This window comes from Streptomyces lacaronensis, assembly GCF_047337785.1.
Taxonomy (GTDB): Bacteria; Actinomycetota; Actinomycetes; order Streptomycetales; family Streptomycetaceae; genus Streptomyces; species Streptomyces lycopersici.
The window spans coordinates 11,916,765-11,936,284 of the sequence record NZ_JBLHDK010000003.1; the positions used below are offsets into that span (position 1 = coordinate 11,916,765).

1 protein-coding gene (only partly in view) is annotated in these 19,520 nt (G+C 74.8%); it reads left to right on the forward strand.

Features of this window, described 5'->3' with window-relative positions; translation table 11 throughout:
- Positions 1–19,491, forward strand: the 3' portion of a protein-coding gene (locus ACMTAK_RS51110) for a non-ribosomal peptide synthase/polyketide synthase (protein WP_413812530.1). It extends 2,892 nt beyond the left edge of the window; the window shows 19,491 of its 22,383 coding nt (coding positions 2,893–22,383); its start codon lies beyond the left edge, outside the window; it ends in the stop codon at positions 19,489–19,491.
- Positions 19,492–19,520: the final 29 nt, after the last annotated feature.

Here is a 19,520-nt window from a genome sequence, read left to right on the forward strand (position 1 = left end):
CCGGAGCAGGAGATCGTCTGCGGTCTGTACGCCGATGTCCTCGGCGCACCCGAGGTCGGCGTCGACGACGACTTCTTCCAGCTGGGCGGTCATTCGTTGCTCGCGATCCGGCTGGCCGGGCGGATCCGCTCGGCCTTCGGGGTGGACGTGCCGATCCGCGTCATCTTCGAGGCACCCTCGGTCGAGGCGCTGACCGCCCGGATCACGGCCGCGCTGCCGCAGGGCGACGCGGCGTCCGCGGCCGGGGCCCGCACGGTGGAGGTCTCACGCGCGGACCGCCGTCTGTGGTTCATCAACCGCTTCGAGGAGCACCGGGCCGCCACCCACAACGTGCCGTTCGCCGTGCGGCTGACCGGCGACCTCGACCAGGAGGCGCTGCGCGGCGCGCTGCACGATGTGCTGGCCCGGCACGAGGCGCTGCGTACGGTCTTCCCCGAGCGTGACGGCGAGCCGAGCGGGGCGGTGCTGCCGCCGTCGAGCGTGCGCGTACCGCTCACGGTGGCCGACTTCGACGAGGCGGCGGTGACCGCCGAGGTGGCCGGCGGATTCGACCTGGCCACCCGGCTGCCCGTGCGGTTCGCGCTGTTCCGCGTCAGCGGCGGCGAAGCCGTCCTGGTGACGGTGGTGCACCGGATCGCGGGCGACGACTGGGCGGGCGGACGGCTGCTGCGCGACCTGGCGTCCGCCTACCGGGCCCGGACCGGCGGCGAACCGGTGCGCTGGGAGGCGGAGCCGGAGCCGGACCGGGCCCGGGACGAGGAGGCCCTCGCCTGGTGGGCCGGACACCTGGCGGGCGCGCCCGAGGAGCTGCCGCTGGCCACCGACCGGCCGCGCCCGGCCGTGGACGCCCAGCCCTCGCACGCCGTGCCCGTCCGGCTGGGCGCCGAGGCGCGCGAGCGCCTCGGCGCGCTCGCCGAGCGGGCCGGCACCGACCTGGAGACGGTGCTGCGCGCCGCGTTCGCCCTGGTGCTCGGCGGCCTCGGGGCCGGCCATGACGTGCCCGTCGCCACCCTGTCCCACCCCGCCGGGGAAACCGGCCCCGCGGCCTTCGGGGCGCATCTGTCCGTCCTGCGCGTCGACACCTCCGGTGATCCGACGGCGGCCGACCTGATCGCCCGCGTCGGCCGGGCGGCCGCCGAGGCCCGGCGCCACCCGGTCCCGTTCGAGCGGCTGTTGCGCCGTCTGGAGCCGGATCTGATCGCCTCGCGCCATCCACTGGCGCAGGTCGCCCTGACCGTACGGAGTGGTGGGGGCTCCGCGCGGTGGCCCGGTCTTGTGGTGCGCCCGGACGACGCGGCCCTGGGCGTGGAGAGGTTCGACCTGGCGGTGGTCCTGGCCGAGACGCCCGGCGGCCCGGAGCTCACCGGACGGCTGTACTACCGCTCGTCGCTGTTCGACGCGGAGTCCGTGACGGGGCTGTGGGAGCGCATGACCTCGGTGCTCACCCAGCTCGCCGACGCGCCCGGCGGGCGGCTGTCGCGGCTGCGGCTGCTGACCGGGGCCGAGCACGCGCGGCTGCTGACCGAGTGGAACGACACCGCCGTCGAGGTACCCGCCCTGGCGGACACCGTGCAGCACCGTTTCGCCGAACAGGCCGCGCGGGTGCCCGATGAGCCGGCCCTGCTGTGGCAGGGCGGGCAGCTGACGTATCAGGAGCTGGACGCGGCTGCCAACCGGCTGGCCCATCTGCTGCGCGCCTCGGGCGTGACGGCGGGCTCCCGGGTGGCCGTGCTCCAGCGCCGCTCGCCGGATCTCGTCGTGTCGCTGCTGGCCGTGCTCAAGGCCGGCGGGACCTACGTACCGCTGGACGCACGGGCACCGCTGGCACGCACGGCCCTCATCGTCGCCGAAACGGGCGCCGCGGTGGTGCTGACCGACACCGCGTCGGCGTCCGACGCGCCCCCGGCCGGCGGTCCGGTCATCGTCGTGGACGACGAGCCCCGGCTGGCCGACCAGCCGGCCGAGGACCCGGAAGCCGGGGGTCATCCGCAGCAGCTCGCGTACATCATGTACACCTCCGGCTCCACCGGTCGCGCCAAGGGCGTGGCAGTCACCCACCGTGACCTGCTGGCGTTCGCGCTCGACCGCTGCTTCGCCGGGGAGGCCCACCGCAGGGTACTGCTGCACGCCCCGCACGCCTTCGACGCCTCCAACTACGAACTGTGGATGCCTCTGCTGAGGGGCCGTCAGGTGGTGCTCGCTCCGCCGGAGGAGCTGGACGTGGCGTCCCTCGGGCGGCTCCTGAGCGAGTACCGGGTGACGGCGCTGCATCTGACGGCAGGGCTGTTCCGGCTGGTGGTGGACGAGGACCTGGAGTGCCTGGCGCCGGTGCGCGAACTGCTCGCGGGCGGCGACGTGGTGCCCGCCGCCTCGGTCGCCCGGCTGCTGGACCGCTTCCCCGGCATGGTGTTCAAGGACACCTACGGTCCGACCGAGACCACCAGCTTCGCCACATTCCACCGGGTGGACGCCGCCATCCCACCCGCCGGCACCGTGCCGATCGGCGGCCCGATGGACAACATGCGCGTCTATGCGCTGGACGGCATGCTGCGACCGGTGCCGACCGGGGTCACCGGTGAGCTGTACATCGCCGGTGAGGGGCTCGCGCGCGGCTACTGGGACCGGCCGGGGCTGACGGCCGCCTCTTTCGTGGCCGACCCGTTCGGCCCGCCGGGCAGCCGCATGTACCGGGTCGGCGACCTGGTGCGGTGGACACCGGAGGGCAGACTGCTGTTCGCGGGCCGCGCCGACGACCAGGTCAAGATCCGCGGGTTCCGCATCGAACTGGGCGAGGTGGAGGCGGCCATCTCCCGGCTGCCGCGGGTGGCCCAGGCCGCGGTGGTCGCACGCCGCGCCGCCGACGGCCCGCGGCGGCTCAACGCCTATCTCGTGCCCGCCGACGGCGCGGCCCTTGACGCCGAGGCGGTGCGCCGTCGGCTGGCCGACGAGCTGCCGGACTACATGGTGCCCTCCGCCGTGGTCACCCTGGACCGGCTTCCGCTCACCGCCAATGGGAAAGTCGACCGCGCGGCGCTGCCCGCGCCCGAGGTCACCGTCTCCGGCCGGGCCGCCCGCACCCCGCGCGAGGAGCAGCTGCTGGGCCTGTTCGTCGACCTCTTGGGGCGGCCGGACGTCGGCGTCGACGACAGCTTCTTCGCCCTCGGCGGCGACTCGCTGCTCGCCACCCGCCTGGTCAGCCGGGTCCGGGCCGCCTTCGGTGTGGAGCTGCCCATCCGGGCGGTGTTCGACGCGCCGACGGCCGAGGCGCTCGCCGCCCGGCTGGACGACGCCCGCGCCGGGCGCAGCGCGCTGCGGGCCATGGCGCGGCCGGAGCACATCCCGCTGTCGTTCGCCCAGCGGCGGCTGTGGTTCATCAACCGGTTCGACGGCCAGAGCGCCACGTACAACATGCCGATCTCGATCCGGCTGCGGGGCCCGCTCGACGAGGCCGCGCTCACCGACGCGCTCGGCGACCTCGTCGGCCGGCACGAGAGCCTGCGGACGGTCTACCCCGAGCGGGACGGCGTGCCCTACCAGCGGATCCTGCCCGCCGACGAGGCGCGGCCCGACCTGGCGGTGGTGGAGGCCGGCCCCGGGGACGTGGACGAGCGACTGGAGGCCGAGGTCCGCCGCGGTATCGACCTGACGGCCGAGGTGCCGCTGCGGGTGTCACTGTTCCGCCTGGCGGAGGAGGACCACGTCCTGCTGTTCGTGCTGCACCACATCGCCGGTGACGGCTGGTCGATGCGGCCGCTGGCGACCGATCTGGCCACCGCCTACGCCGCGCGCTGCGACGGGCGGGCGCCGGGGTGGGAGCCGCTGCCGGTGCAGAACGCCGACTACGCGCTGTGGCAGCAGCAGGTGCTGGGCGACGAGGACGACCCGGACAGCGTCTTCTCCGGGCAGCTGCGCTACTGGCGTGAGCAGCTCGCCGCGCTGCCGCAGGAGCTGGCGCTCCCGGTGGACCGTCCGCGCCCGGCGGTCGCGAGCCACCGCGGCATGCCCGTGTACTACCGGCTGGACGCGGAGCTGCACCGGAAGCTGCTGGCGCTCTCCCAGGAGACGGGCGCGAGCCTGTACATGGTGTTGCAGGCCGGGCTCGCCTCGATGCTGCACCGGGTCGGTGCGGGCACCGACATCCCGATCGGCAGCGTGATCGCCAACCGCACCGACGAGGCGCTCGACGACATGGTCGGATTCCTCACCAACATGCTGGTGCTGCGCACCGACACCTCCGGGCGCCCGACGTTCCGTCAGCTGGTGGACCGGGTGCGGGAGACCGACCTGAGTGCCTACGGCAACCAGGACGTGCCGTTCGAGCGGCTGGTGGAGGCCGTCAACCCGCCGCGTTCGCTGGCCCGGCACCCGCTGTTCCAGGTGCTGCTGAACCTCCAGAACCTGCCGGACTACGCCAGCGAGATGCGGGGCCTGGAGGTGAGCTCGTATGTGGTCAACCTCGGCGCGGCCCGGTTCGACCTGGCCTTCGGCTTCTCCGAGGAGTACGACACCGATGGCGGCCCGGCCGGGCTCCAGGGCGACATCCAGTACAGCGTCGACCTGTTCGACCAGGCCACGGCGGAGGACTTCGCCGCGTACCTGGCCCGGGTGCTGCGGTCCGCCGCGGACGACCCGGACCGGCCCATCGACCGGCTGGCGATGCTGCCCGCCGAGCGGCGCGACCGGCTGGTGTCGGGGTACGCGGCGGGCCCCTCCGTGAAAGTGCCCGCGGCGACCCTGCCGGAGCTGTTCACCGCCCAGGCGGCGCGCACCCCGGACGCGCCCGCGGTGGTGCGCGGCCCGCTCACGCTGACGTACGCGGAACTGGCGGCCGCCGCGGGCGGGCTCGCCCGCCACCTGATGGCCGCCGGCGCCGGACCCGGCGCGCTGGTCGCGGTCGCGCTGCCCAGAACACCGCGGCTGGTCACGGCCCTGCTCGGCGTGGTGACATCCGGTGCCGCGTATCTGCCGATCGATCCCGGCAACCCAGCCGACCGCATCGCCTTCGTGCTCGGCGACGCGGCGCCCGCGGTGGTGCTCACCGACACCGCCACCGCGGCGCGGCTTCCGGAGTGCGCCGCGCCCGTGGTCCTGCTGGACGCGCCGGAGACGACGGCGGCCCTGGAGCGTTGCGAAGGCGGGCCGGTGACCGACGCGGAGCGCGGCCGCCCGTTGTCCCTGCGGGACGCGGCGTACGTCATCTACACTTCCGGCTCCACCGGGCAGCCCAAGGGCGTGGTGGTCGAGCACCGCTCACTCACCGACTACCTGGCGCACACCACCGCCGAGTACGCATCGGCGCGCGGGGTCGCGCTGGTGCACTCGCCCGCCTCGTTCGACCTGACCGTCACCGGCCTGTACACACCGCTGCTGGTCGGCGGCTGCGTCAACCTCGCCTCGCTCAGCGAACCGGCGCCGCAGGAGGAGGCCGGGCTCGCCACGGCGCCCGTCACGTTCCTCAAGGCCACCCCGAGCCATCTGCCGCTGCTCACCGCGCTGCCCGACGGCTACTCGCCCTCCGGTGACCTGCTGCTCGGCGGCGAGCCGCTGCTCGGCACCAGCCTGCGCGAATGGCGCGAGCGGCACCCGGACGTGACGGTGCGCAATGTGTACGGGCCGACCGAGGCCACCGTGAACTGCGCCGAGTACCGCCTCGCCCCCGGGGCACCGCTGCCGGACGGGCCGGTGCCGATCGGGCGGCCGCAGGCCAACGCCCGGCTGTATGTGCTGGACGCGGGGCTCGAACCGGTGGCCGAAGGCGTGACCGGGGAGCTGTATCTGGCCGGTGAGGGGCTGGCGCGCGGCTATCTGCACGCGCAGGCGCCGACCGCGGAGCGGTTCGTGGCCGACCCGTACGGACCGCCCGGCGCCCGGATGTACCGCAGCGGCGACCTGGCCAAGTGGAACCGGGCCGGGGAGCTGGTGTACGTGGGCCGCGGCGACGACCAGGTCAAGCTGCGGGGTTTCCGGATCGAGCTGGGCGAGATCGAGGTGGCGCTCGCCGCGCATCCGGCCGTCGCCGGCGCGACGGTGATCGTGCGCGAGGACCGGCCGGGCGACCAGCGCCTGGTGGCCTATCTCGTCCCGGCACCCGGCACCGAGCCCTGCGCCCCCGCCGACCTCGCGGGGCACCTGGCCGGACGGCTGCCGGAGTACATGGTGCCGCAGGCGTATCTGACGTTGGACGAGCTGCCGCTGACCGCGCACGGCAAGGTGGACCGCGCCGCGCTCCCCGCTCCGGCGGCGGACCGGCCGGACAGGCCGGGCGCGGCCGGCGCGCGCACCCCGCGGGAAGAGGCGCTGTGCCACCTGTTCGCGGACATGCTCGGAGTGCCGGACGTCGGCGTGCACGACAACTTCTTCGACCTGGGCGGGCATTCGCTGCTCGCCACCCGGCTGGTCAGCAGGATCCGCTCGGCCTTCGGGCTGGAGCTGCCGATCCGCGCCGTCTTCGAGGCGCCCACGGTGGCCAGGCTGGCCGCGTACCTCACCCACGCCGGGGCGGGCCGCCGTGCGCTCGCGCCGATGCCGCGCCCGGCCGACATCCCGCTGTCGTTCGCCCAGCGGCGGCTGTGGTTCCTCAACCGCTTCGACGACACGGCCGACTCCGCGTACAATCTGCCGATCGCCCTGCGGATGACCGGTGCACTGGATCGGGACGCGCTCACCGCGGCGCTGGGTGACCTGGTGGCGCGGCACGAGGTGTTCCGCACCGTCTTCCCCGAGTCCGCCGGAATACCCGTGCAGCGGGTGCTCGCCGCGGACCGGGCCGCGCCGCGGCCGGAGATCACCGAGACCACCGAGGAGCATCTGGCCGGGCTGCTGGCGGCCGAGATGCGCCGCGGCTTCGATCTGACCGCCGAGCCCCCGCTCAGGGCCCGGGTGTTCGCTCTGGCCGCGGACACCCATGTGCTCACCCTGACCATGCACCACATCGCCGCCGACGGCTGGTCGCTCGCCCCGCTCATGGCCGACCTGGCGACCGCCTACCGGGCGCGGGCCACCGGCCGCGAGCCCGGCTGGCAGCCGCTGCCCGTGAGTTACGCCGACTACGCGCTGTGGCAGCGCGCGGTGCTGGGCGACGAGGCCGAGCCGGACAGCCCCATCGCCCGGCAGCTGCGCTACTGGGAGGAGACGCTGGACGGGCTGCCCGACGAGCTGTCCCTGCCCACCGACCGCCCCCGCCCGGCCGTGGCGAGCTATCAGGGCGCCAATGTTCCGGTGGAGATCCCCGCCGGACTGCACCAGCGGATCGGCGAGCTGGCCCGGTCCCGCCAGGCGAGCGTCTACATGGTTCTGCAGGCGGGCCTGGCAGCGCTGCTCTCGCGCCTGGGCTGCGGCACGGACATCCCGATCGGCAGCCTGATCGCCGGGCGCACCGACGAGGCCCTCGAGGCCCTGGTCGGATTCTTCGTCAACACCCTGGTGCTGCGCACCGACACCTCCGGAGAGCCGACCTTCGCCGAGCTGCTGGACCGGGTGCGCGCGACCGACCTGGCGGCCTACGCCCACCAGGACCTTCCGTTCGAGCGCCTGGTGGAGGCGGTCAACCCGGGCCGTTCGATGGCCCGCCACCCGCTGTTCCAGGTGGCGCTCAACCTCCAGAACGCCGCGCGGGCCGACTGGAGCCTGGGCCTGCCCGGGCTGACGGTCGAGCCGGAGGGCTTCCACCTGGAGACGGAGAAGTTCGACCTGTCCTTCACCTTCACCGAGCACCACGCCGCGGACGGCACACCGGCCGGTATCACCGGCACGGTGGGCTACGCCGTCGACCTCTTCGAGGGCGAGCGGGTGGCCGGGCTGGCGGCCCGTCTGGTGCGGCTGCTGTCCGCGGCCACCGCCGCGCCCGACGAGGCGGTCGGGGAGCTGGAGCTGCTCGACCCCGAAGAGCGGTCGGCGCTGCGTACGGCGGGCACCGGGCCGCGGCGGACGGTCCCCGCCGACGGCGTCGACGCGCTGCTCGCCCGACGCGCCGCGGCCACCCCCGGCGCCCTCGCGGTGCGCGGCCCCGACGGGTCGCTGACGTACGGCGAACTGGACGCCGCCGTGACCCGGCTGGCCCGGCGCCTGGTCGGCCGCGGCGCGGCGCCCGGTCGCCTGATCGCCGTGGCCCTGCCGCGCGGCACCGGCCTGCTGGTGGCGCTGCTGGCGGTACTGCGCTCGGGCGCGGCGTATCTGCCGCTGGACCCCGCACACCCCGCGGAGCGGCTGGCCGCCACCCTCGCCGACGCGCGTCCGCTGCTCGCCCTCGCCACCCGAGCCACCGCCGCGGCCCTGCCCGAGGGCGCGGACCTGGAGCTGCTGGACGACGCCGAGCCGCACCGTACGCCGGATTCGCCGGGGCGGCCGTGGGCCGACGACGAGCGGGCCGCACCGGTGCATCCGGAGCACCCCGCGTACGTCATCCACACCTCGGGATCGACCGGACGGCCCAAGGGCGTGGTGGTGCCGCGGCGCGCGCTGGCCAACTTCCTCGCCGACATGGCCGAGCGGTTCCCGCTGGAGGTCGCCGACCGGCTGCTGGCCGTCACCACGGTGGCGTTCGACATCGCCGCGCTGGAGCTGTACCTCCCGCTGGTGAGCGGAGCCGCGGTGGTCATCGCCGACCGCGACACGGTGCGCGACCCGGCGGCGCTGCTGCGGCTGGCCGACGAGGCGGGCGCGACCGTTCTGCAGGGGACGCCGTCCCTGTGGCAGGCCCTGGTCGCCCATGACCCCCACGCGCCGCGGGGCCTGCGCGCCCTGGCCGGCGGTGAGGCGCTGCCGCGCGAACTGGCGGACCGGATCACCGGGGTCGGCGCGGAGCTGACCAACCTGTACGGGCCGACGGAGACCACCATCTGGTCCACGACCGCGGCCCTCGGTGCCCGCCCGGGCACCCCGGCCATCGGCGCCCCGATCGCCAACACCACCGTCCACGTCCTGGACGGGCGGCTGCGGCCGGTCCCGGCCGGGGTCGCGGGCGAGCTGTACATCGGCGGCTCGGGTCTGGCCCACGGCTATCTGGGACGGCCCGGCCTGTCGGCCGAACGCTTCGTGGCCGACCCGTACGGCCCTGCGGGCACCCGGATGTACCGCACCGGGGACCTCGCCCGGTGGGGCTCCGACGGGTGCCTGGAGTACCTGGGCCGGGTCGACCACCAGGTGAAGCTGCGCGGGTTCCGCATCGAACCCGGGGAGATCGAAGCGGCGCTGACCCGCCATCAGGATGTCGCCCAGGCGGCGGTGCTGCTGCGCGAGGACAGACCGGGCGACCAGCGGCTCGTCGGATACGTCGTGCCGGCGCCCGGCCGGGCGGCCGACGCCGGGGCGCTGCGCGCGCATCTCGCGGCGTGTCTGCCCGAGTACATGGTCCCGTCGGCACTCGTCGCGCTCGACGCGCTGCCCATGACGCCCAACGGCAAGCTCGACCGGCGTGCCCTGCCGGAACCGGCGGCCACGGCCCATGGCCCCCAGCGCGGCGCCCCGCGCTCCCCGCGCGAGGAGATCATGTGCGGACTGTTCGCCCAGACCCTCGGCATGGACGCCTTCCCGGTCCATGACAGCTTCTTCGAGTCCGGTGGCCATTCGCTGCTGGCGACGCGGCTGATGAGCCGGGTGCGCACGGTCTTCGGCGTCGAACTGCCGATCCGCGCCCTGTTCGAGCACCCCACCGCGGCCGGGCTGGTCAGCCGGCTCGACGGTGCCGAGCAGGCCCGCCCCGCGCTGCGCCCGCTGCCCCGCCCGGAGGTGCTGCCGCTGTCGTTCGCCCAGCGCCGGATGTGGCTGCTGCACCGTCTGGAGGGACCGAGCCCGACGTACAACATGCCGTTCGTGGTGCGGCTCTCCGGCGACCTGGACCGGGACGCGTTGCGGACCGCGCTGGACGATGTCCTCGACCGGCACGAAAGCCTGCGCACCTTCTTCCCCGAGGTCGACGGCGTGCCCAGGCAGCGGATCCTGACCGGGGCCGACGCCCGGGTGGAGATCGCCTCTCGCCAGGTGACGCGGTCCGAGGCGGAGGCCGCGACGGCCGAGGCGGTCCGGGTCCGGTTCGACCTGACCACCGGCCTGCCGGTGGCGGCGACCCTGCTCTCCCTGTCGCCCACCGAGCACGTCTTCGTCCTGGTCGTCCACCACATCGCGGGCGACGGCTGGTCGATCGGCCCGCTCGCCGGGGACGTGGCCCGGGCGTACACGGCCCGCTGCGCCGGGCGGGCTCCCGACTGGGAGCCGCTGCCGGTGAGTTACGCGGACTACGCGCTGTGGCAGCGGGAGCTGCTGGGCGAGGAGTCCGATCCGGACAGCCTGTTCGCGGCGCAGGTCGGCCACTGGGAGCGGACTCTGGCGGACCTGCCCGACCAGCTGAACCTGCCCACCGACCGGCCGCGCCGGGCGGTGGCCAGCTTCGAGGGCGGACGGCTGGACATCCGGCTGCCGGCGCGGCTGCACTCCGCGATCCGGGCGCTGGCACGGCAGCAGGGCGCGAGCACGTTCATGGTGATGCAGGCCGCGGTGGCGGCGCTGCTGAGCAAGCTCGGCGCGGGTACGGACATTCCACTGGGCAGCCCCATCGCGGGCCGCACCGACGAGGCGCTGGACAAGCTGGTCGGCTTCTTCGTCAACACCCTGGTGCTGCGCAACGACATCAGCGGCAACCCCTCGTTCGCCGACCTGGTCGGCCGCGCCCGGGAGACGTCGCTGGCCGCGTACGCCCACCAGGACGTGCCGTTCGACCACCTGGTGGAGGTGTTGCGGCCGGACCGCTCCGCGGCACACCAGCCGCTGTTCCAGGTGATGCTGGCCCTGCAGAACGCCACGGCGGCCGCGGACCTGCAGCTGCCCGGGCTCACCGTCACGGCCGCAGACGGCTTCACCGGCGCCTCCCGCTTCGACCTGTTCTTCAGCTTCGCCGAGCAGTTCGACGACGACAGCGGCACGCCGGAGGGCATGGCCGGGTTCGTCGAGTACAGCACCGACCTGTTCGATGCCGGCACGGTCGCCGGGCTGCTGGAGCGTCTCGAGCGGCTGCTGACCGCCGCGACCGCGGATCCCGAGCGTCCGGTCTCCGCCATCGACCTGCTGGGCGAGGAGGAGCGGGAGACCGTTCTGCGACGGTGGAACGACACCGCCACGGAGGCCGCGCCGGACAGCGTGACCGGGCGGTTCGCCGCCCAGGTGGCACGCACACCGGACGCGGTGGCCGTCGCCGCGGGCGAGCGGCGGCTGACCTACCGGGAGCTGGACGAGGCGTCCGACCGGCTCGCGCGGCGCCTGGTCGCACTCGGGGTCGCCCCCGAGGGCCGGGTCGCCCTGTTCCAGGAGCGCTCGCCCGCGCTGGTGGTGTCGATCCTCGCGGTGCTCAAGGCCGGCGCCGCGTATGTGCCGATCGATCCGCGCTACCCGGCCTCCCGGCGCGGCCACATCATGGCGGACAGCCAGGTCTCGGTGCTGCTCACCGACCTGGCCTCGCCCGCGCTGGAGTGCGCGCACGACGCCACCGTCCTCGTGGTGGACACCCCGGCCCAGGCCGACGGGCCGGACGCGCCACTCCCGGTGGCCGTGCACCCCGAGCAGCTGGCGTACGTGATGTACACCTCCGGTTCGACCGGGGTGCCGAAGGGCGTGGCGGTCACGCACGCCGACGTCACGGCGCTCGCGGCCGACCGGGCGTTCGCCTCGGCTCACCACCGGGTGCTGCTGCACTCGCCGCAGGCGTTCGACGCCGCCACCTACGAGCTGTGGGTGCCGCTGCTGAACGGCGGCCGGGTGGTCGTGGCCCCGCCGGGCGACCTGGACCTTCCGACGCTGGAGCGGGTCGTCGCCGAGCACTCGGTCACGGCGCTGTGGATGACCGCCGGGCTGTTCCGGCTCACCGCCGAGGAGGCCCCGTCATGCTTCACGGGCGTGGCCGAGGTGTGGACCGGCGGCGACGTGGTGCCCGCGGAGGCGGTGCGGCGGGTCATGGCGGCCTGCCCGGGGACCGTGGTCGTGGACGGCTACGGCCCGACCGAGACCACCACCTTCGCCACCCGCTTCCGGGTGCCGGACCCCGACCGCGTCCCTGCCCAGATCCCCATCGGACGGCCGCTGGACAACATGCGCGTCCACGTTCTGGACGACGGGCTGTGCCCGGTCCCGCCAGGCGTGCCGGGCGAGCTCTACATCGCGGGCGCGGGTCTGGCGCGCGGCTATCTGGGGCGGCCGGAGCTGACGGCCGAGCGGTTCGTGGCCGATCCGTACGGCCCGGCGGGCGGCCGGATGTACCGGACGGGCGACCTGGTGCGGTGGAACGCCGAGGGCGCGGTGGAGTTCCTCAGCCGCGCCGACGACCAGGTCAAGATCCGCGGCTTCCGGATCGAACCGGGCGAGATCGAAGCTGCTCTCGCCGGCCACCCGGACGTCGCCCAGGCGGCCGTCGTGGTGCGGGAGGACCGTCCCGGCGACCACCAGCTGGTGGCGTATGTGGTGCCGGGCGCCGACGGCACCGCGGAGGAGACCGGCTCCGCCGAGGAGCAGATCGACCAGTGGCAGCAGCTGTACGCGCAGATGTACGGCGCGGAGCGGCCGGAGGAGTTCGGCGAGGACTTCAGCGGCTGGGCCAGCAGCTACACCGGCGAGGACATCCCGATCGAGGAGATGCGGGAGTGGCGGGACGCCACCGTGGAACGGATCCGTGCCCTACGGCCCCGCCGGGTGCTGGAAATCGGCGTCGGCAGTGGACTGCTGCTGGCCAAACTCGCCGGCGACTGCGAGACCTACTGGGGCCTGGACTTCTCGGCCGAGGCCATCGCCGTCCTGCGCGGCCAGGTGGCGGCCCGGCCCGAACTGGCCGGCCGGGTCGAGCTGAAGCTGCGCGCCGCGCATGAGCTGGAGGGGCTGCCCACCGGCTTCTTCGACACCGTCGTCATCAACTCGGTCGCCCAGTACTTCCCCCACGCCGCCTACCTCACCGACCTGCTGGAGTCACTGGCGGACCTCGTGGTCCCCGGGGGCGCGGTGTTCCTCGGCGACCAGCGCAACCTGCGCACCCAGCGCGCCTTCCAGACCGCGGCGCGGCTGCACGGGTGGACCGGACAGCAGGGCGCGGCGGAGCTGTCCCGGGCCGTCGAGCAGACGATCCTGATGGAGAAGGAACTCCTGGTCGACCCCGAGTACTTCGCCGCCGTCGCCCGCGACATCCCCGCCTACACGGCCGTGGACGTCCGGGTCAAGCGCGGGCACAGCGACAACGAGCTCACCCGCCACCGCTTCGACGTGGTGCTGCGCACCGGCCCGGTGGACGCAGAGGGCCTCGGCGACATCGAACGGCTGCGCCACGGCGTGGACGTCACCGACCTGGCCGACATGGAGCGCGTGCTGGCCGGGCGCGGCGGGCCGGTACGCGTGACGGGCATCCCGGACGCCCGGCTTGCCGGGGAGCGGGCCGCCCTCCAGACCCTCGCCGAGGGACGGGAGGTCGCCGAGGCCGTGGACGCCCTCCACCGCCCCGACGAGCCGGGCATCGACCCGGAGGCGCTGTATGCCCTGGGCGACCGCCTCGGGGTGGCCGTGCTCGTCACGTACGCCCCGGGCGCACCCGGGCGGCTGGACGCGGTCTTCGGCGCCGCCGGGCCCCTTCTGACCGACGTGTACCTGCCCGCCACCCGCCTGGAGCCCGCGGCCCACGTCAACAACCCCCTCGGCTCCCGCAGGCTGGGCACCCTCGTGGCCGACCTGCGCGCCCACGCGGAGCGGCGGCTGCCCGCCTACATGGTGCCCGCCGCGTTCGTCCCGCTCGACGAACTGCCGACCACCGTCAACGGCAAGCTCGACCGGCGCGCCCTGCCCAAGCCCGACTTCTCCGGCGCGGCCACATCGAGGGCGCCGCGCACCGAGCGGGAGGCGCGGCTGTGCGCGGTGATGGCCGAGGTGCTGGCCCTGCCCTCCATCGGCGTCGACGACAGCTTCTTCGACCTGGGCGGCGACAGCATCATGTCGATCCAGCTGGTCAGCCGCGCCCGGCGGGCCGGTCTGCTGATCAGTACGCGCGATGTGTTCCAGTACCCGACCGTCGCGGAACTGGCCGCCGTGGTCCGCCTCGCGGACGGCGCCGCGCCGGAGGGAGCCGACGAGCCGGATACCGGCGAGGTGCCGCTGCTGCCCATCGTGCACTGGCTGCGTGAGCGGGGCGGCCCCATCGAGGGCTTCCACCAGTCGCGGATCGTGCCCCTGCCCGCGGGCGCCACCGCGGAGCCGCTGCTGCGGGCCCTGCGGGCGCTGCTGGACCATCATGCCGCGCTGCGCATGCGGCTGCGGCGGAACGAGGAGCGGTGGCGCCTGGAGATCCCGCCGGTCCCGGCCGTCCGTGCGGAAGAGCTGCTGCGCCGCGTGGACGTGGCGGGGCTGGACGAGGCGGCGCTCGACGCCGCGGTCACCGACCATCGCGAGGCGGCGGCGGCCCGGCTGGCCCCGGACGACGGCGTGATGATGCGGGCCGTGTGGTTCGACGCGGGCCCGGAACACGATGGGCATCTGCTGCTCCTGGTGCACCATCTGGCCGTCGACGGAGTGTCCTGGCGGGTGTTGGTGCCCGACCTGGCCGAGGCGTACGAGACGGCCGCGCGGGGCGGTGAGATCGCCCTCCAGCCGGTCGGGACCTCGCTGCGCGGCTGGGCCACCCGGCTGCACCGGCTGGCGGCCGGGCGCCGTGCCGAAACCGGGTTCTGGGAGGCGGTGGTGGGCGCTCCGGAGCCGCCGCTGGGCCGCCGCCCGCTCGACCCGGCCCGCGATACCGTCGCCTCGACCCGGTTCACCCACGTCCGGCTGCCCGTCGAGCTGAGCACCGCGTTGCTGACGGACGCACCGCGCGCCATCCACGGCGGGGTGGACGACATCCTGCTCACCGCGCTGTCGCTGGCTCTGACCCGGTGGCGCGCCGCGCGCCGCGGCGACGCCCGCGACGACGTCCTGGTGGCGGTGGAGAGCCACGGCCGGCACGACATCGTGGACGGTGTCGACCTCACGCGGACCGTCGGCTGGTTCACCGCGATGTACCCGGTGCGGATCGACCTGTCGGGTCTCGGCCCCGCGTGGGCGGGGGGTCCGGCCGCCGAACGGGCCGCGAAGGCGGTGAAGGAGCAACTGCGACGGATCCCCGACCACGGGATCGGCTACGGGCTGCTGCGCTACCTCGACCCGGAGTCCGCCGTCCGCCTCGCGGGCGGCGCCGAACCGCAGGTCGCGTTCAACTACTTCGGCCGGTTCGCGACGCCCGGCGACCCGCTGCCGCCGACCGCCGCCGAGCCGGTGTACGAGACCGGCCGCTATGACGGCGGCACCGACGGACAGCGGCCGTTCGGCCATGCCCTGGAGATCAACGCGCGCGCGGACGACACGGCCGACGGACCGTCCCTGAGCTGCGTGTGGACCTGGCCGGACGAGCTGTTCACCGACGAGGAGGTCCACGAGCTGTGCGCGGGCTGGGTCGAGGCGCTCCAGGCCCTGGCCGACCTGCCGCGCCGGCCGGGCGCCGGCGGGCGCACCCCCTCCGATCTGCCGCTCGTCCAGCTCACCCAGCGCCAGATCGAGCGGCTCGAGGCCGATCTGCCGGGCCTGGCGGACGTGTTGCCGCTCACCCCGCTACAGGAGGGGCTGCTCTTCCACGCCCGCTATGACGAGGCCGGCCACGACCCGTACACCGTCCAGTTCCTGTGGGCGCTGGACGGCCATGTGGACCGGGACGCGCTGCGGGCGGCGGTGCGCACCCTGCTGCGCCGCCACCCCAACCTGCGGGTGGCCTTCCGCCAGGACGACCTGGACCGCCCGGTACAGGTGGTGGTCGACAACCTGCCGCTGCCCTGGTACGAGCACGATCTGCGGACCTTCAGCGGCGGAGAGCTCGACCGCGAGGTGGAGCGCATCGTCACGGAGGACCGTGCGCGCCGCTTCGATCCGGGCCGGCCACCGCTGATCCGCTTCACTCTGATCCGGGTGGCCGAGAACGCGTACCGCTTCCTGTTCACCAACCACCACATCCTGCTCGACGGCTGGTCCATGCCGATCCTCCTGGGCGAACTGGCCGCCCTGTACGGGGCGGCGGGCGACGACCGGGCTCTGCCCGCCCCGGCCGACTACCGCGGATACCTCACCTGGCTCGCCCGGCAGGGCCGGAACGAGGCCGAGGACGCCTGGCGCGAGGCGCTGGCCGGGCTGCAGGAGCCGCTGCTGCTCGCGCCGCGGACCGGCGCCCGGGTACCGGCCGCGCCGTCGCGCCGGGTGGTGGAGGTGGACGAGGAGCTGAGCGCGGCGCTGGCCGAGGTGGCGCGCCGCCACGGACTGACCCTCAACACGGTGGTGCAGGGCGCCTGGGCCACCCTGCTGGGCAGGCTCACCGGCCGGGACGACGTGGTGTTCGGCGCCACCGTCTCCGGGCGGCCCCCGGAGGTGCCGGACATCGAGACGATGGTCGGGCTGTTCATCAACACCCTGCCGGTCCGGGTCCGCCTGGACCAGTCGGAGCCCCTGTCGGCGCTGCTGGAGCGGATCCAGCGGCAGCAGTCGGCGCTGATGGCCTATCCGTACCTGCGCCTGTCCGACGTGCAGCGGCTGGCGGGCCTCGGCGAACTCTTCGACTCGGCCACGGTGTTCGAGAACTACCCGGCCCCGCCGCCGGGCCTGGACGCCGAGCCGGGCGAGGTGGACGTCAGCGGAGACGAGACGCGCGAGGCCACCCACTATCCGCTGGCCCTGTGCGCGTCCATGCGCGGGGCAACGCTGCGGCTGCGGCTCGACCACCGGCCCGATGTGGTCGACGCGCCGACCGCGGCGGGGCTCGTGGACCAGCTGACGCGCTGGCTGCGGGCACTGGCCACCGACCCGGACCAGCCGGCCGGCGGGATCGACCTGCTCGGCCCCGGCCAGCGCGACCAGGTGCTGCGGCGGTTCAACGACACCGCCCGCGCCGTCCCGTCACCGCGCTGGTCCGAGCTGGTCGCCGAGCAGGCCCGGCTCGCCCCGCGGCGCACCGCCGTGACCTGTGGGGACGAGCGGCTGAGCTACGCGGAGCTGGACCGGCGCGCGAACCAGCTGGCCCGGCTGCTGGCCGAGCGCGGCGCCGGGAAGGGCGCACTGGTCGGTCTGGTGCTGGAGCGCACGCCCGACACGGCGGTGGCCGTGCTCGCCGTCGCCCGGGCGGGCGCGGCGTACCTGCCGGTGGACCCGCGCTATCCGGCCGAGCGGTGCGCGTTCATCCTGGACGACGCGCGCCCGGCGCTGATGGTGGCGACCACGGACACGGTGCGCCTGCTGGCGGAAGCCGGCGGTAACCGGCCGGCGCTCGTCCTGGACGACCCCGCGGTACGAGCCGCGTGGGCGGCCCACAGCGACACGCCCCCGGCCCCGGCCGGACCCGCCTCACCCGACGAGGCCGCGTACGTCATCTACACCTCCGGCACGACCGGGCGGCCCAAGGGTGTCGTGGTCACCCACCGGGGCATCGGCAATCTGGCGGCGGCGCAGACCGAGCGGTTCGCGATCCAGGCGGACAGCGGCGTGCTGCAGTTCGCCTCGCCCAGCTTCGACGCGGCGGTCTCGGAAATCGTCACCGCCCTGACGGCGGGCGCCACCTTGGTGCTGGCCCCTGCGGCCGAGCTGATACCGGGTCCGGCGCTGGCCGGGGTGGTCGCCCGGCACGGCGTCACCCACGCCACCGTCCCGCCCACCGCGCTCGCCGCGGTGGCGCCCGACGGGCTGCCCGGGCTGCGCACCCTGGTGGTCGCGGGCGAGCCCTGCCCGTCCCATCTGGTGGAGCAGTGGGCGCCGCGGCTGCGCATGGTCAACGCGTACGGACCGACCGAGCTGACCGTGTGTGCCACGATGAGCGATCCCCTCACCGCGGGCGCCGCGGTCCCCATCGGCCGGCCCATCGCCAACACCTCCGCCTATGTGCTGGACGCGCGGCTGCGGCCGGTGCCACCCGGGGTGGCCGGTGAGCTCTACGTCAGCGGGCCCGGCCTGGCGCGCGGTTACCTCAACCGGAGCGCGCTGACGGCGGAGCGGTTCGTCGCCGACCCGTTCGGCACGCCCGGGGGACGCATGTACCGCACCGGCGACCTGGTCCGCTGGACTCACGACGGGCAGCTCACCTTCGTCGGCCGGGCCGACGAGCAGCTGAAGGTACGCGGCTTCCGGATCGAACCCGGCGAGATCGAGTCGGTGCTCCTCAGCCACCCGGACGTGGCCCAGGCCGCCGTCGTGCTGCGGGAGTCCGGCCCGGCCGGGCGCCGCCTCACGGCGTACGTGGTGCCGCACGACGGGGGCCGGCTCGACCCGATGGGCTTGCGCAAACACCTCGCCGGCCAGGTGCCCGACTACATGGTGCCCGCGGCGTTCGTCGCCCTGGACACCTTGCCGGTCACCCCGAACGGCAAGCTGGACCGGCCGGCCCTGCCCGCGCCGGACACCGCGGGCAGCACCGGCGGCGGCGCGCCGAGGACACCGCGGGAGGAGGTCCTGTGCGGGCTGTTCGCCGAGGCGCTCGGGGTCCGCCGGATCGGGGTCGAGGACAACTTCTTCGACCTCGGCGGCGATTCACTGACCGCTGCCGGGCTGGTCAGCAGGGTGAACCTGGCCTTCGGCACCGCGGTGAGCATCGCCGCGCTGTTCGACGGCCCCACCGTCGAGGGCCTCGCCGAGCGGCTGACCGCCGGCGACGAGGGCGACCCGCTCGACGTGGTGCTGCCGCTGCGGAGCACCGGCGACGCCGAGCCGGTGTTCTGCCTGCCGCCCGCGGGGGGGCTGAGCTGGACGTACACGGGGCTGCTGCGCCACATCGACCCCGAGCACCCGGTGTACGCCCTCCAGGCGCGCGGCCTGGCCCGCGACGAGCCGCTGCCGGAGTCGGTGGCGGCCATGGCCGAGGACTACCTGGAGCAGATCCGGGCCATCCAGCCGCACGGCCCGTACCATCTGCTGGGCTGGTCGCTCGGCGGTGTCCTGGGGCATCTGATCGCCACCCGGCTGCAGGCCGCCGGGGAACACGTCGCGACGCTGGCCATTCTCGACGCCTACCCCGTGGTCAACACCCATGAGGCGGTCGAGGAGCGGCCCGAGGACGTTCTGCGGCAACTGCTGACGTACCTCGGCCACGATCCGGCGGAGCTGGGCGACGGCCCGCTGGACCACGCCCGGGCCCGGGCCCTGCTCGACGACGGCGACAGCGCCATCGCCGGGCTGGAGGAACGCCACATCGAAGCCCTGGCGCGGGTGGGCAGCAACATCTCCCGCATCACCGCGGACTTCCACCTGGACCGGTACCGCGGCGAGGTGCTGGTCTTCCACGCCGCGCAGGGCAAGGAGGGCTCGGCCTACACACCCCAGTTGTGGGACCCGTACGTCGACGGGCGCGTGGTCCGGCACGACGTGGCCTGCGCCCACAACGACATCACCAAGCCCGCCGCCTGGGCCGTGATCGGCCCGGTGCTCGCCCGGTCCCTGCGCGACGCGCGCACCACCCAGAACCCGTCCGACCGTTGACGGACCTCTCCACCGAAGGAGCACACGCG